Raw genomic sequence first — 14,787 nt, 5'->3', positions numbered from 1 at the left:
GCTGAGAGTTCCCCTCGTGGGACGTCACTTGCCGATCAGACCGAGAAGTGCGCGCATCCGTGCGTACTTCTCGGTCAGTCGTTTGCGGGTGGCCTCGTCGAGGGCCGCGAGGCGGGCCGGGTTCGCGTTGTGCGCCAGGTCGGCCTCCTTCACCAGCAGGGCGCCCTCGGTGGCGAGGATGCGTGCGGCGTAGGCCTCGGGGGGTTCTCCGGTCCGCTTGGTTACCGCCAGCACGATGTCCTTCGTGCGGCGGCTCAGGGTGGCTTCTTCCAGCCACTGTTCGGTCAGCGCGTCGTCCTCCACTGCGTCGTGCAGCCAGGCCGCGGCGATCTGGTCGTTGTCGCCGCCGCGCGCGCGTACGCCTTCGGCGACGGCCTGGAGGTGTTCGGTGTACGGTCGTCCGGCCTTGTCGGTCTGGTGGGCGTGGGCGGCGCGGGCGATGGCCTCTACGGCGGTGAGGGGCAGCGGGGTTCGGTCAGGCTCGGTCACTCGTCCAGTGTCTCGCCCCCGCCGCCCCTACCCGTCCCATCCTCAAGGGGCGCTGCCCCTTCGACCCCGCCCCCTGGGGGCCTGCGGCCCCCAGACCCCCGCTTCGGCCCTGAACGGGCCTCGTCCTCAAACGCCGGACGGGCTGAGTGATGCAGGCCGACGCTGAGAAGCGACGGTCGGCGCAGCGAGGCCAAGCCCCCAGCGGGCGGGCGGGGGCTCGGGACAGCGCCGCCACATCCCCAAACGCCGGACGCGCTGAATGATGCCGACCGGCACTCAGAAGCGACAGCCGACGCCACGACGCCCAGCCCCCAGCGGGCGGATGAGGGCTCGGGACAGCGCCGCCACATCCCCAAACGCCGGACGCGCTGAATGATGCCGACCGGCACTCAGAAGCGACAGCCGACGCCACGACGCCCAGCCCCCAGCGGGCGGATGAGGGCTCGGGACAGTGCCGCCACATCCCCAAACGCCGGACGCGCTGAATGATGCCGACCGGCACTCAGAAGCGACAGCCGGCGCCGCAAGGCCGAGCCCCCAGCGGGCGGATGAGGGCTCGGGACGGGGCGGCCACATCCTCAAACGCCGGACGTGTCGGACGATGCCGGTCCGCGCCTGGAAGTGAAGCCCCCAGCCGGGTGGGGGCTCGGGGCGGTGTCGGATTGCTCGTCCTTGAACGCCGGGCAGGCTTGAGTGAGGCGGGTCAGCGTGGCGTCGTTGTCGTCGGGCCCTCGCGGCAGATCAGGAGGAGGGCCCTGTCGTCGTTGACGTCTCTCGCGACCGCCTCGATGAGGTGCCATGCGGCGCCGTGGAAGCCGCCGGCGACGTAGCGGTCGGCCTCGCCGGTGAGGCGGTCGATGCCCTCGACGATGTCGCGGTCGGACGTTTCGACCAGGCCGTCCGTGAACAGCATCAGCACGTCTCCGGAGCGGAGTGTGCCCTTCACGGGGTCGAACTGGGCGCCGTCGTACACGCCGAGGAGGGGGCCCTCGGCCGCCTTCTCCTCCCAGCGGCCGCTGCCCGCGCTCAGTTGCAGGCCCGGTGGGTGGCCCGCCGAGTAGAGCTCGTAGTCGCCCGAGTCCAGGTCCAGGACGAGGTGGATCGAGGTGGCGAAGCCCTCGTCCCAGTCCTGGCGGAGCAGGTAGCCGTTGGCCGCCGGGAGGAACGCGTGTGGGGGCAGGCTGCCCAGGAGGCCGCCGAAGGCTCCGGAGAGGAGAAGGGCGCGCGAGCCTGCGTCCATGCCCTTGCCCGACACGTCCGTCAGGACCACCTCCAGCGTGCGGCCGCCATTCGTGCGGGCCGCGACGACGAAGTCGCCCGAGAAGGACTGGCCGCCCGCCGGGCGCAGCGCCATCTCGCGGTGCCAGCCGTGCGGCAGGCTCGGGAGCTTGCTCTGGACGCGGATGCGTTCGCGCAGGTCGAAGAGCATCGTGCCGCCGCGCCGCCAGGGCACGCCCACACGGCTGCGGAACTGCGCGATGAGGAGGCCGAAGAAGCCACAGGCGGCTACGACGAGGACCACGCCCGGGGTGACGCGGGACGGGCCCTCCGTGTAGGGACCGAGCTGCACCGACTCCACGATCAGGGCGGTGGCCGCCGCGGCGTAGAGGCCCAGCAGGCTCGCCGGGCGCAGCAGCAGGCCGCCGGCGACGATGGGGAGGACCAGCGCGGCCGGGGAGAACCACACCGGGTTGGCCATCGTCACGGCGCAGATCAGCGGCACCGTGAGGAGCAGGCCGGCCAGTGCGATCCAGTCCGAGCCGTCGCCGCGGAAGTAGTCCACCGCGCTTCTGCGCACGCCGACGCGGGCCCGGTGCCACTGCATCTTCAACCGGGCCGTGAACGTCTCGGCCGCCGTGCGCCGCTCTCGTCCTGCTGCCATTAGTTCGGGACCCTATCCATCGGACCAGCTGCTTGGCACGGGAGGTCCCACTTGTCCCCCGTCCGAGGTTCAACTTCACAGTGAACTTCACAGAAAGCGGTCTCGCCGCCGTCAACGAGAAATTCCCTCGCTCGTCCCGCAATGCCCTGGTACGCATGGTTCATGGCGAAAGACAGTGCGAGCCACCCCGGGCAGTCCGGCCCTCCCGAGCTGCGGGTGTTGCGGCAGGACGAGTGGGATATCTGGTACGCCACGCTCATCCGCGCCTTCGGCGGTGTCCCGGAAGCGGCCGAGGAGCGGGAGTTGTGGAAGTCCCTCACCGAGTTCGACCGTTTCATCGGCGCCTGGGACGGGGACGCCTGCGTCGGCACGGCGGGGGCCTTCAGCTTCCGACTGACCGTGCCGGGGGGCGCGTCGGTGCCCGCGGCCGGCGTCACGATGGTGAGTGTCGCCGGCACGCACCGCCGGCGCGGTGTGCTGACCTCGATGATGCGGCGGCAGCTGGACGACGTGCGCGAGTGGGGCCGGCCGCTCGCCGTACTGACCGCCTCCGAGCCGGAGATCTACGGCCGGTTCGGGTACGGCGTCGGCACCCTGCACGTGAACGCCGAGATCGACACGACCCGCGTCCGGCTGTCCGTGCCGCCCGGCACCGATGACGTACGTCTGCGCTACGCCGTACCGGGCGACGTCCTCGACGTGTGCGAGGCGGTGTACGCGCGCAAGGTGGCCGACCGGCCGGGGATGCTCGCGCGGCTGCCCGGGTGGGAGCGGCTCGGGCTGCTCGACCCGGAGAGCGAGCGGGGCGGCGGGTCGCCGTTGCAGTGCGTGCTCGCGGAGCGGGACGGTGAGGTCGTCGGGTACGCGCGCTTCCACGTCAAGCCGGAGTGGGATGCCGGTGGGCCCAAGGGCTCCGTCCAGCTGCGGGACACGCAGGCCCTCGACCCTGCGGCGGAGGCCGCGCTGTGGCGGTTTCTGTTCGGGATCGACCTGACGTCCACGGTGAAGGCGTACGGGCGGCCGATGGACGAGGCGTGGCAGCACCAGGTGTCCGACATCCGGCGGTGTGCGCTCCGGGTGCGGGACTCGTTGCACGTACGGCTGGTGGACGTGGGGGCGGCGCTTCAGGCGCGGACGTATCAGGCGCCGGTGGACGTGGTGTTCGAGGTCGAGGACGCCTTTGTCCCTGGAACGCGGGGCGTTGGCGGCTGTCCGGGGATGCCAAGGGGGCGGCGTGCGAGCGTACGGCTGACGCGGCCGATCTCTCTTTGTCCGTACGGGAGTTGGGGGCGGCGTATCTCGGGGGCGTGAGCCTGGGCGCGTTGGGGGCCGCCGGGCGGGTGCGGGAGTTGCGGCAGGGGGCGCTGGCGGAGGCGGCGGTCGGGTTCGCGTCGGCTGTGGCGCCGTGGTTGCCGCACGGGTTCTGAGGCGGGGGTTCTGACGCGCGGGCGGCTTCCCTACGGGGTCTGGCAGGCCGGGCACCAGAAGAGGTTGCGGGCGGCGAGGTCGGCGGTGCGGACCTCGCCGCCACAGATGTGGCAGGGCAGGTTGGCCCTGCGGTAGACGTAGACCTCGCCGCCGTGGTCGTCGACGCGCGGTGGGCGGCCCATCGCCTCCGGGGTGTGCTCCGGGCGGACGGTGTCGATGCGGTTGTTGCGGACGCCCTCGTGCATGAGCTCGACGAGGTCGGTCCAGATCGCGTCCCACTGGGTGGGGGTGATGTCCTTGCCGGCGCGGTACGGGTCGATGCGGTGGCGGAAGAGGACCTCGGCGCGGTAGACGTTGCCGACGCCCCCGATGACCTTCTGGTCCATGAGGAGGGCGGCGATGGTGGTGCGGCTGCGGGAGATCCGCCGGTAGGCCAGGTGCGGGTCGGCGTCGCCTCGGAGGGGGTCGGGGCCGAGGCGGTCGTGTATCGCCTGCTTCTCGGTGGGGGTGATCAGGGCGCAGGTGGTGGGGCCGCGGAGGTCTACGTAGGCGGTGCTGTTCGCGAGGCGTAGGCGGACCGTGTCCGTGGGTGGGGGTGCGGGGGTGGCGCCGAAATTGACCTTGCCGAAGAGGCCGAGGTGGATGTGGATCCAGTCGGCGTCTCGGAAGCCGAGGAAGAGGTGTTTGCCGTGGGCCTCGGTGTGGGTGAGTTCTGAGCCGGTCAGGAGTTCTGCGGCGTCTGAGAACTTGCCCTGGGGGCTGGTGACGTGGGGGGTCGTGCCGAGGAATGCGGTCGCGTAGTCCTGGGCCAGGCGGTGGATGGTGTGGCCCTCGGGCACGGGGACTCCTTGTTCGTCTGCGGGTGGGTGGGGCTGTGGACCAAGGGTCTCGCCCCCGCCGCCCCTACCCGTCCCATCCTCCAGGGGCGCTGCCCCTTCGACCCCGCCCCCTGGGAGCCTGCGGCCCCCAGACCCCCGCTTCGGCCCTGAACGGGCCTCGTCCTCAAACGCCGGACGGGCTGAATGACGCGGGCCGGCGCTGGGCAGTGACCGTTCGCGCCTCGAGCCCCGAGGGGTGGGCCGGGCCCAAGCCTCCAGGGGGCGGGAGGGAGCTTCGGTGGTGATCGCCGCTACTGCTGGGGGTGGTGCGGGGGGATCGGGGGGAGGTCGCCAGTCGTCTCGTAGGTGGCCAACATGTTGATGCGGCGGGTATGGCGCTCGTCACCGGAGTACGGGGTGCTGAGGAACGTCTCCACGAACTTGGTCGCCTCGTCCAGCGTGTGCATGCGCGCACCCACCGCGACGACGTTCGCGTTGTTGTGCTGGCGGCCCAGCGACGCCGTCTCCTCGCTCCAGGCCAGCGCCGCGCGGACGCCCTTCACCTTGTTCGCGGCGATCTGCTCGCCGTTGCCCGAGCCGCCGATCACGATGCCGAGGGAGTCGGGGTCCGCGGCCGTCTTCTCCGCCGCGCGGAGGCAGAAGGGCGGGTAGTCGTCCTGGGCGTCGTAGATGTGGGGGCCGCAGTCGACCGGGTCGTGGCCCGCCGCCTTGAGCCAGTCGACGAGGTGGTTCTTGAGTTCGAAGCCCGCATGGTCCGAGCCGAGATACACGCGCATGGAACGAGTGTGACACGGGTGTTTCGGGGCAGCAGCGCCGGGTGTCGGGCGTGTTTATTGTGATGCACGCCATGGAAGCTCAAGAAAACCTCAAGTAACAATCACGAATCAAAGGTTCCCGAATTCGTTCTCCTCGGATTCACTGGTCCGATTCGTACGCCGCTCCACCACCGCTCGTACGAGAACCGCTCCCCACGGCTCAAAGGAAATCCGTTCCATGACTTCGCAGCCGACACAGAAGACGGCCGGACCGGCCGCCGGCGGCCACGGCCTACAGGCCGGGCTCAAGAACCGCCATCTGTCCATGATCGCCATCGGTGGCGTCATCGGCGCCGGACTCTTCGTCGGGTCCAAAACCGGTATCGCCACCGCGGGACCCGGCATCCTCCTCTCCTACGCCCTCGTCGGCACGCTCGTGGTGCTGGTGATGCGGATGCTCGGTGAGATGTCCGCGGCCAACCCGACGTCCGGGTCGTTCTCCGCGCACGCCGACCGGGCGCTCGGGCCCTGGGCCGGTTTCTCCATCGGCTGGCTGTACTGGTTCTTCTGGGTGGTCGTGCTGGCGGTCGAGGCGACCGCCGGTGCGGAGATCCTGGAGGGCTGGATACCGTCCGTTCCGCAGTGGGGCTGGGCGCTCATAGTGATGGTGGTGCTGACCGCCACCAACCTCGTCTCCGTCGGGTCGTACGGCGAGTTCGAGTTCTGGTTCGCGGGCATCAAGGTCGTCGCCATCGCCGCGTTCATCGTCGTCGGCGGACTGGCCGTCTTCGGGCTGCTGCCGGGCGTCGACAGCGACCAGGCCGGGCTGAGCAACCTCACCGACCACGGCGGCTTCCTGCCCAACGGTGCCGGCGCGATCCTCACGGGTGTGCTGCTCGTCGTCTTCTCCTTCATGGGCAGCGAGATCGCCACCCTCGCCGCCGGTGAGTCCGAGAACCCGCAGCGTGCCGTCACCAAGGCCACCAACAGCATCATCTGGCGGGTCGCCGTCTTCTACCTCGGCTCGATCCTCGTCGTGGTCGCCCTGCTGCCCTGGAACAGCAAGTCCATCGCCAAGGACGGCTCGTACGTCGCCGCGCTCGACTCCCTCGGCATCCCGCACGCCGGTCAGATCATGAACTTCATCGTGCTGACCTCGGTGCTGTCCTGTCTCAACTCCGGCCTCTACACCGCCTCCCGCATGGCCTTCTCGCTCGGCCAGCGCGGGGACGCGCCGAAGTCCTTCGCCCGCACGACCGGCAACGGCGTGCCGCGGACGGCGATCCTCGTCTCCGTCGTGTTCGGCTTCGTGGCCGTCTTCTTCAACTACAAGTTCCCGGACTCCGTCTTCCTCTTCCTGGTCAACTCCTCCGGTGCGGTCGCGCTGTTCGTCTGGCTGGTGATCTGCTTCTCGCAGCTGCGCATGCGGAAGATCATCCAGGCCGAGGCGCCGGAGAAGCTGGTCGTGAAGATGTGGCTGTACCCGTATCTGACCTGGGCCACCGCCGCGTTGATCGTGTTCGTGCTCGGCTACATGCTGACCGACACCGAGCACGACGGGCGCTCGACCGTGCTGTTGTCGCTGCTGGTGGCGGCGGTCGTGCTGGTCATCGCCTTCGTGAAGCAGCGGGTCGGCGGCGGGCACGCGGCGGTTGCCGGGGCGGCTGACGGGACGGCTGCCGGGACGACCGCCGGAGCGCCTGCCTCGGATGCGGCGCGCGATGAGGTCAAGACCAGCTGAGGCGTCGTGGCCTTTTGGGCCCTGAGGTGGGTGCGTGGGTGCGCTCGTCTCAGGGCCCGACCCATGTCCTGGCCCATGTCCCGACCCATGTCCTGGCCCATGTGCTGTCACAGCACCGTGAAACTGTCCCTCACTTTCTCGTAGGTTCTGAGGGCCTGCGACTCGATGTCCGGCTGGTACCACGTGTTGATCTGGTACGACTTGCCGTCCACGGTGAAGCCCAGCAGCAGGGCGTGCCAAGGGGCGCCCTGCAGGGTGAAGGTGTACTCCCAGACGACCGCCGGGTGTCCGCGGAACGTCGTCCGTTCCAGGCGGATCTTGCGGTACTGGCCCTGCTGTGCGTTCTCCTCCGACTTGCTCCAGGAGTCCATCAAGTCGTCGCGGGCCAGGGACGACTTGCCGGCGAGTTCCTGTTTGGCGTCGGGGGAGGTGTAGTGCACCTCCGACCCCGTCTTGACGTCCCGCCGCCAGCCCTCGGGTGTCACCCACGCGAACCCGCCCGCCTCCCGGCGCGCTCCGGGCGGCAGGCTCTGCGGCCTCGACGTGCCTTCGACCGTGGAGGACGGGGTGCCGCCCGGGGAGGATGTCGAGGGTGAGGAGGACCCCGCCTGATTGTCCTTGGGCGAACCGGAGTTGGCCGCCAGGACGATCGCCACGGCAGCGCCCGCGGCGGCGATTCCGACGGTGGCGATGAGGGCCGTGCGGCGGCGTCCGCGCCAGGATCGGGGTCGGGGTCGGGCCGGGGCTGCGGGGCCGGGTAGCTCGCCGGGTGGCATGGCCTGGGACGACCTCGCGGCGTCGGGCACGAGTTCCGGTTCCATGGCCGGCCGTCGCTCGGTCATCGCTTCGGCGCGGGACAGGGAGACGCCGGCACGGCGGGGTGCGGCGCCCGTGGGATTGACGGTCGGGGTCGGTGAGCGCACCTCCGAACGGGCCTCGGAGGCGAGTTCGGTGGAGGCGTTGGGGAAGCGGGGGGTCTGTGGGGAAGGGGGTGGGGCAGGTGGGGCTGGTGGGGCAGGTGGGGCCGGTGGGTCATCCCGTCGGGTGCCAGGGAGCCGAGTCGGGGGCTGTGGCGGTATCGCGTCGTGTACGGCTTCCGGCCGACGGGGGTCGGGTGGGGGCTCGGGTGCAGGCTGGGGGCGATTTGCGGGTTCTGGTCGACGTATGGCTTCGGACTCGGCCTCAGGCACGGGTTCAGGCTCGGGCTCGGGCCCAGGCGCGTGTTCGGCCCCTTGGGCAGCCACGAGCCCACCCACCTGCCCAACCTCCGGCACGGAAGCGGCCGTTGCCTCCGGCTCGGGCGCCGTACCACCCGCAGAACCCGCAGGCTCCGTACCCGAGCGCCCCGCAGCAGCCGCAGGCACCCCTCCCCCGACCACCGGCATCGTCGGCGTAGGCGCCGGAAACGCCACCGGCTGCAGTGCCGTCTCCAGGTCGTCCAGGCCGGGGCGGATCGACGGTTCCTTCTCCAGGAGGGCGGCGAGGATGCCCCGCAACGGGCCTGCCATCGGCGGGAGTTCGGGCTCCTCGTACAGGACCGCGTGCAGGGTTGCCAGGGTCGTTTCCCTGGAGAAGGGGGAGCGGCCGGCGAGGGCCGCGCTCAGGGTGGCGCCCAGGGACCAGACGTCGGACGGTGAGCCCTGGGGGCGGCCGGAGATGCGTTCGGGGGCCATGTAGTCGGGGGACCCGACCAGCATGCCGACCATGGTGAGGGCCTTCGCGTCCTGGATCGCGGCGATGCCGAAGTCGGTCAGGACCACCCGGCCCCGCCCGCTCACCGCTTCCGACTCCACCAGGACGTTGCCCGGCTTGATGTCCCGGTGGAGCACACCTCGGGCGTGGACCTGGCGCAGTGCCGCCACCAGACCCAGGCCGATCCGGGCCGCCGCGCACGGGCCCAGCGGGCCCTCCTCCGCCATGATGCGTTCCAGGGAGCGGCCGGCCACCAACTCCATGACGATCCACAGGCGTTCGCCCTCGTCGACCACGTCGTAGACCCGTACGACGTTGGGGTGGTCGATCCTCGCCGTCGCCCTCGCCTCGCGCAGGGTGCGTTCCCGGCGCGTGCGTGTGTCCTCCGGGTCGAGGCCGTCGATGCGCATTTCCTTCACGGCGACCAGACGATCGAGTACTTCGTCGACCGCTCGCCACACGCGCCCCATTCCTCCCTGGCCGATACTCTCGACCAGGCAATAGCGCCCCGTCACCAGTAGACCGGGAAGCCCACCGCTCCTCGTGCTTCCCGTGTTTCCCGTGTTTTCCGTGTTTTCCGCGCTTCCCGTATTTCCCGCAGCGCCCGCGTCACCCGCATTCCCCGGCAATCTGCTGCACCCCCTCTGCCGCGCCTCAGACATCCCCGACTGAAACACAATGGTCACACTTCACGCCGTACCAGCATAGTGCGGAGAAATCTTGTGGTAGCTCTTCAAGTACTGCGAATTCAGGCGCAGGCAAGGGGGACGAACATGAGTTCTCGTCGCACGACGGCCATCGCGGGATCGCTGGTCGCGACATCTTTCTCGGCAGTGATGATCCTTTCCTTCACTGCCGGCGCGGACGACCAGGGACCTGGAAGCAACAAGGGGGGAAAGGTCATCGACGAGGCGCCGGCAGGGGTCGAACTGACCACTCTGCTGCCCGAAAAAATCTCGGTGGACAACAGTTCGCAAGGCACCGACATCACCGCCACGGTGAAGAACGAAGGGACCAGGGACAGCGGAAAGATCAGGCTTTTGGTCGTCGGTTTCGACGGCCTGACGGTCAAGAATGTCGAGGGCTGTTCGGCGATCGAAAAGAGCGGTCTTCCGGAGGGCTCGAACAGCGGTTTCAATTGCGCCATCGACAATCTTCCGGCCGGTGAGTCGAAGTCGTACGCCGTCGAGGCGACGTACGACCTGAGCAAGGCCGGGAAGATCTGCCTTCCCGTCCAGACCGGTGACGGCAAGAAGACGTACTGGCAGCAGGGCCCGGTGCCGTTCGGTACGACGAACCCGTCGCCCGACGCCCCGGCCACCCCGCTGCTCCTCGGCACCGACAACAAGCCGGTCGCACCGGGCGCCGACGAGCTGCCCAAGACCGGACTCGCCCGGGACGTCCTGCCGCTCGGCGCGGCCGGCGCGACGCTGATCGCGGCGGGGGCGGCCGGGCTGTGGTGGTCTCAGCTGCGGCGGCCGAGGCGAGAGGTGAACTGAGCCGTATCCGGGCCCCGACACGCGCAAGAGGCTCGCCGGACTGAAGTCGCAGGTGCGACCCGGCGAGCCTCTTGCGCCAGAACTACGGCGTCACATGAACTACGGCGTCAGCGGTTGATCAGCTTCCAGGTGGCGGGCAGCGCGCCCATCGCCAGGGCCGCCTTGACGGCGTCGCCGATCAGGAACGGGGTGAGGCCGGCCGCGATCGCGGCGGTGGCCGACATGCCGGTGGCGAGGGCCAGGTACGGGACGCCGATGGCGTAGATGATCGCCTCGCCCAGCAGCATCGCGCCCGCGGTGCGCAGCGCGGTGCGGTCGGCGCCGCGGCGGGCCAGGGCGCCGACGACGGTGGCGGCGAGGATCATGCCGAGGATGTAGCCGAACGACGGGGCCGCGGCGCCGGAGGTGCCGCCCGCGAACCACGGCACGCCCGCGATGCCCGCCAGCGCGTACAGCGCGAGGGAGAGGAAGCCGCGGCCGGCGCCGAGGGCGGTGCCCACCAGCAGCACCGCGAGGGTCTGGCCGGTCACCGGCACCGGGGAGCCGGGCACGGGCACGGAGATCTGGGCCGCGAGGCCGGTGAACGCGGCACCGCCGAGAACGAGGGCAGCGTCCCGGACGCGGGAGGCGGGGATCAGGTCGGCGAGGACCATTCCGGGACGGGCGGTGGCGGCAGCGGTGCTCATGGGGACTCCGCGGGTGAGTGGGCAGGTTGGGACACCGTGACGCTAACCCGGGGAGCTCACACCGATCTCCGTCGGCGCTCGACAAAGGGTGGAGCGAAGGCTTGGTGGGCTCCGCACAAAGGCTGCCGGTTACACCGGGTACGGCGTGATACCGGTCACTGAGGCAGGGACGTTTCCCTCACTTCACGAGCTGCCGACCGGACTGTTGGATCTCTCCAAACGAATCCTAGTGGTCTGGTCGGATTCACCTTTCCTAGGGTGAGTCGGACTCCGGTGGTTCCGGTCGCGACTCGCCCGTTTCCGACGGCGCGGTGTCGGACCGGCTCCCGAGGAAGTTCCCCATGCCCCGTACCGCGGCGCCCACCCTTTCGCCCCCTTCATCTCCTTCATCCCCGATACCCCGTGTCGCCGACCGCGACCGGCGCCGGACCAGCGCCATCCTGCGGCCCGTGCTCGAACACGGGCCGGTCGCGCGCAGCACCATCGCCCGCCTGACCGGGCTGTCACCGGCCTCGGTGACCGACTACTGCGCCCGCTTCACCGAATTCGGACTCATCCGTGAGGCCGCCGCGCCTCGGCAGTCGGGTGGTGTGGGGTGCTCGCCGAGGTGGGCCTAGGGCCGTGAGGGGGCCTGGCCGAGTGAGCTGTCCGGCGGCGAGGCACAGCGGGCGGCGCTTGCTCGGTCGCTGGTGCGGGAGCCGGAGCTCCACCCGGTCGCCACACCCGTCGCCGCGTGACCGTCACCTCACGCACAGTGCGGCGAGTGTCCGCATAGTGGGCAGCCTCTCCTTCTGGGCGGAGAGGTTGCCCAGACTGTGGGCGTTTTTGCCCATCTCACGCATTGGACGAGCCGCGCCCATGCCCAGCACCTCCCCGGAGACGCAGACGCCCCCGAAGGCGGACGACGTCAACCCCGGATCCCCCGGACTGAACCACGGCCTCAAGCAGCGCCACCTGTCGATGATCGCCCTCGGCGGTGTCATCGGCGCCGGCCTGTTCGTGGGCTCCGGTGCCGGTATCGCCGCCGCCGGCCCTTCGATCGTCATCGCCTACGTCCTCTCCGGCCTCCTCGTGATGCTGGTGATGCGGATGCTCGGCGAAATGTCGGCCGCGTACCCGTCGTCGGGCTCCTTCTCGGCGCACGCCGAGCGGGCGATCGGCCCGTGGGCGGGCTTCACGGCCGGCTGGTCCTTCTGGGTGCTGCTGTGCACGGCCGTCGGCCTGGAGGGCATCGGCGCCGCGAAGATCGTCACGACCTGGCTGCCGCACACGCCCGAGTGGGCGTGGGTGGCGCTGTTCATGGTCGTCTTCTGCGGCGCGAACCTGGCCGCCGTGAAGAACTTCGGCGAGTTCGAGTTCTGGTTCGCCGCGCTGAAGGTCGGCGCGATCGCGCTGTTCCTGGTGCTGGGCGGGCTGGCCATCGCGGGCGTCCTGCCGGGCACGGACGCGCCGGGCACCGCGCACCTCACGGGTGAGGGCGGCTTCTTCCCGCACGGCAGCGAGGGCCTGATCATCGGCCTGCTCGCCTCGGTCTTCGCCTACGGCGGCATGGAGACGGTCACCATCGCCGCCGCCGAGTCGGAGAACCCGGTCAGCGGCGTGGCGAGCGCCGTCCGCACGGCCATGTGGCGCATCGCCCTCTTCTACATCGGCTCGATGGCGGTCGTCGTCACCCTCGTCCCCTGGAACTCCAAGGAGATCGTCGACAAGGGCCCGTACGTCGCCACCCTCGACCACCTGGACATCCCCGGCGCCGGCCAGCTGATGAACGTCGTGGTCCTGGTCGCCCTGCTGAGCGCCATGAACGCCAACATCTACGGCTCCTCGCGCATCGCGTACTCCCTCGTCCAGCGCGGGCAGGGACCCGCGGCGCTGGGCCGCGTGTCGGGCGGCGTCCCGCGGATCGCCGTCCTCGCGTCCTCGGTGTTCGGCTTCGTGTGCGTGGTGCTGAGCTACTGGCGGCCGGACGACGTCTTCCCCTGGCTGCTGAACATGATCGGCGCGGTCATCCTCGTCGTGTGGATCTTCATCGCCGTCTCCCAGCTGCGGCTGCGCAGCCGCCTTGAGCGTGAGACGCCGGAGAAGCTGGTCGTGCGGATGTGGGCGTTCCCGGTGCTGACGTGGGTCGCGCTGGCGGGGATGACGGCGATCTTCGTGCTGATGGCTCGGGAGCCGGGGACGCGGGTTCAGTTGTACTCGACCGGGGGGATGACGGCGTTCCTGGCGGTGGTCGGGTACGCGTGGCAGCGGGCGCGGGCCAAGGGCTGACAGCCCCCTCCTGCGGCGCCGAAGCCCCCGTGTGATCCACACGGGGGCTTTTTGCTGTTAGCTTGTTGTTGCAAGCTACTTGCAATAAGGATCTGAGGGGACCCTTCATGCCCGTCTACACACTCCCGGAACTGCCCTACGACTACTCCGCGCTCGCCCCCGTGATCAGCCCCGAGATCATCGAGCTGCACCACGACAAGCACCACGCGGCCTATGTGAAGGGCGCCAATGACACGTTGGAGCAGCTCGCCCAGGCGCGGGACAAGGAGCAGTGGGGGTCGGTCAACGGCCTGGAGAAGAACCTGGCCTTCCATCTGTCCGGGCACATCCTGCACAGCATCTACTGGTGCAATATGACCGGCGAGGGAGGCGGTGAGCCGCTCGCCGCCGACGGGGTGGGTGAGCTGGCGGACGCCATCGCCGAGTCCTTCGGGTCCTTCGCGGGCTTCAAGGCGCAGCTGTCCAAGGCGGCCGCGACCACGCAGGGTTCGGGCTGGGGTGTGCTGGCGTACGAGCCGCTGAGCGGGCGGCTGATCGTCGAGCAGGTCTACGACCACCAGGGGAACGTCGGCCAGGGCGCCACGCCGATTCTCGTGTTCGACGCCTGGGAGCACGCCTTCTACCTCCAGTACAAGAACCAGAAGGTCGACTTCATCGAGGCGATGTGGGCCGTCGTCAACTGGCAGGACGTGGCCCGGCGTTACGAGGCCGCCAAGTCCCGTACGGACGTCCTGCTGCTGGCGCCGTGACGGCGAGCGGCCGTATCAGTCGTCCTGCCTCGTGATCGTCTTCTCACCCTTCACGACGGCAGGCGGAAAGAAGGAAGCCCCCGCGAGGACGTGACTCGCGGGGGCTTCCCGTGTCTCCCGCCTCGGCCTCGGGTGGGTTCATCACAATTTCATGCCATCGGGCAACCGTATGTGGCATGGACAGGCCCAGTCGGGCAGGCCGCTGGCCATACTGGTGCTGTCACGTCAAGTCCGTTGCGCTGGGCGGCCGTTCGTGCCGCCTCACGGGGGAGGGCCATGACATTCGACACGAACGAACCCGGGCCGGTCACCGAACCACCGGCAGAGGCGCAAGCGGGCCCGCCCGGCGAGGCGGAACTCGGACCCCGCCCCTATGTGCGGCTGATGGCCGCGATCGGCGGGATCGGGATCGCCGCCGCCGCGGCCGCCGCGATCGTCGGCCTCACCACCGATCCGATCTTCCGGCTGCCGGAGACCATGCCGAGCATGCCGACGCCGGGGCAGACCTCCCTGCCGAGCGGGATCCTCACCGCGTTCCCCACCGAGCTTCCCTCCGACCTCCCGACCGACTACACGAGGCCGACGTCGCTGCCGAGCGACTTCCCCACCGGCTTCCCCACCGACCTGCCCACCGATTTCCCGACCGCTCTCCCCACCGACTTCTCCACCGACCGGCCGGGGCTGCCCTCGGACTTCCCCAGCCTGCCCGACCTCTCCCCGGCCGGAGGTGCCTCATGACCGCGGCAGCAGGTGCCCTTC

11 protein-coding genes and 2 pseudogenes are annotated in these 14,787 nt (G+C 70.0%); 7 read left to right on the top strand and 6 right to left on the bottom strand.

Annotation, left to right across the window (positions count from 1 at the left end; genetic code table 11):
* Positions 1-24: 24 nt before the first annotated feature.
* Entirely contained in the window at positions 25-489 is a 465-nt protein-coding gene (locus QQM39_RS30335; protein ID WP_302000728.1) for an HD domain-containing protein, read from the bottom strand.
* Between the two features lie 703 nt (positions 490-1,192).
* Positions 1,193-2,371: a PP2C family protein-serine/threonine phosphatase gene (locus QQM39_RS30330; protein WP_302000727.1), complete on the bottom strand. Its 1,179-nt coding sequence runs from the start codon at positions 2,369-2,371 to the stop codon at positions 1,193-1,195.
* A 162-nt stretch (positions 2,372-2,533) separates the two neighbouring features.
* On the opposite strand from QQM39_RS30330, the pseudogene QQM39_RS30325 reads away from it, so the two are divergent.
* Positions 2,534-3,798 (top strand): annotated as a pseudogene (locus QQM39_RS30325) (GNAT family N-acetyltransferase).
* 30 nt (positions 3,799-3,828) lie between these two features.
* Here QQM39_RS30325 and QQM39_RS30320 read toward each other — a convergent pair.
* Both QQM39_RS30320 and QQM39_RS30315 read right to left on the bottom strand, forming a co-directional pair.
* Positions 3,829-4,638, bottom strand: coding sequence for an Fpg/Nei family DNA glycosylase (locus QQM39_RS30320; protein ID WP_302000726.1), 810 nt, complete (start codon positions 4,636-4,638; stop codon positions 3,829-3,831).
* A gap of 290 nt (positions 4,639-4,928) precedes the next feature.
* Entirely contained in the window at positions 4,929-5,414 is a 486-nt protein-coding gene (locus QQM39_RS30315) for a ribose-5-phosphate isomerase (RefSeq protein ID WP_302000725.1), read from the bottom strand.
* Positions 5,415-5,631: 217 nt separating this feature from the next.
* Here QQM39_RS30315 and QQM39_RS30310 point away from each other — a divergent pair, with 217 nt between their 5' ends.
* Positions 5,632-7,134 (top strand): amino acid permease, encoded by a 1,503-nt coding sequence (locus QQM39_RS30310; protein ID WP_302000724.1) that lies wholly within the window; start codon positions 5,632-5,634, stop codon positions 7,132-7,134.
* 107 nt (positions 7,135-7,241) lie between these two features.
* On the opposite strand, the gene QQM39_RS30305 is transcribed toward QQM39_RS30310, so the two are convergent.
* Entirely contained in the window at positions 7,242-9,344 is a 2,103-nt protein-coding gene (locus tag QQM39_RS30305; RefSeq protein ID WP_302003778.1) for a serine/threonine-protein kinase, read from the bottom strand.
* 255 nt (positions 9,345-9,599) lie between these two features.
* Between QQM39_RS30305 and QQM39_RS30300 the strand changes: the two genes are divergently transcribed.
* The gene (locus tag QQM39_RS30300; RefSeq protein WP_302000723.1) at positions 9,600-10,325 is read left to right on the top strand and encodes a hypothetical protein; all 726 of its coding nucleotides are present in this window, start codon (positions 9,600-9,602) and stop codon (positions 10,323-10,325) included.
* 107 nt (positions 10,326-10,432) lie between these two features.
* Here the strand turns inward: QQM39_RS30300 and QQM39_RS30295 are convergent, their stop codons facing one another.
* A complete protein-coding gene (locus QQM39_RS30295; RefSeq protein ID WP_302000722.1) occupies positions 10,433-11,011 on the bottom strand; it encodes a biotin transporter BioY in 579 nt (192 codons plus the stop codon).
* Between the two features lie 341 nt (positions 11,012-11,352).
* Here QQM39_RS30295 and QQM39_RS30290 point away from each other — a divergent pair.
* The 4 genes and pseudogenes from QQM39_RS30290 to QQM39_RS30275 all read left to right on the top strand — a co-directional run.
* A pseudogene (locus QQM39_RS30290) lies at positions 11,353-11,607 on the top strand (sugar kinase); the annotation flags it as partial.
* A gap of 262 nt (positions 11,608-11,869) precedes the next feature.
* Positions 11,870-13,279 carry an amino acid permease gene (locus QQM39_RS30285; RefSeq protein ID WP_302000721.1) on the top strand — a complete coding sequence of 470 codons (1,410 nt, stop codon included), beginning with the start codon at positions 11,870-11,872 and terminating at the stop codon, positions 13,277-13,279.
* Between the two features lie 107 nt (positions 13,280-13,386).
* Positions 13,387-14,028 carry a superoxide dismutase gene (locus tag QQM39_RS30280; RefSeq protein WP_302000720.1) on the top strand — a complete coding sequence of 214 codons (642 nt, stop codon included), beginning with the start codon at positions 13,387-13,389 and terminating at the stop codon, positions 14,026-14,028.
* Between the two features lie 276 nt (positions 14,029-14,304).
* The gene (locus QQM39_RS30275; RefSeq protein ID WP_302000719.1) at positions 14,305-14,766 is read left to right on the top strand and encodes a hypothetical protein; all 462 of its coding nucleotides are present in this window, start codon (positions 14,305-14,307) and stop codon (positions 14,764-14,766) included.
* Positions 14,767-14,787: the final 21 nt, after the last annotated feature.

It is taken from the genome of Streptomyces sp. DT2A-34, assembly GCF_030499515.1.
In the GTDB taxonomy this organism is placed as follows: domain Bacteria; phylum Actinomycetota; class Actinomycetes; order Streptomycetales; family Streptomycetaceae; genus Streptomyces.
Note: the sequence above shows the minus strand (reverse complement) of the source record. Positions and strands in the feature narration are given on the sequence as shown.

Coding starts and splice junctions, on each gene's coding strand:
- QQM39_RS30295 (WP_302000722.1), bottom strand. CDS start 11,011: ATGAGCACCGCTGCCGCCACCGCCCGTCCCGGAATGGTCCTCGCCGAC.
- QQM39_RS30300 (WP_302000723.1), top strand. CDS start 9,600: ATGAGTTCTCGTCGCACGACGGCCATCGCGGGATCGCTGGTCGCGACA.
- QQM39_RS30285 (WP_302000721.1), top strand. CDS start 11,870: ATGCCCAGCACCTCCCCGGAGACGCAGACGCCCCCGAAGGCGGACGAC.
- QQM39_RS30280 (WP_302000720.1), top strand. CDS start 13,387: ATGCCCGTCTACACACTCCCGGAACTGCCCTACGACTACTCCGCGCTC.
- QQM39_RS30310 (WP_302000724.1), top strand. CDS start 5,632: ATGACTTCGCAGCCGACACAGAAGACGGCCGGACCGGCCGCCGGCGGC.
- QQM39_RS30315 (WP_302000725.1), bottom strand. CDS start 5,414: ATGCGCGTGTATCTCGGCTCGGACCATGCGGGCTTCGAACTCAAGAAC.
- QQM39_RS30275 (WP_302000719.1), top strand. CDS start 14,305: ATGACATTCGACACGAACGAACCCGGGCCGGTCACCGAACCACCGGCA.
- QQM39_RS30330 (WP_302000727.1), bottom strand. CDS start 2,371: ATGGCAGCAGGACGAGAGCGGCGCACGGCGGCCGAGACGTTCACGGCC.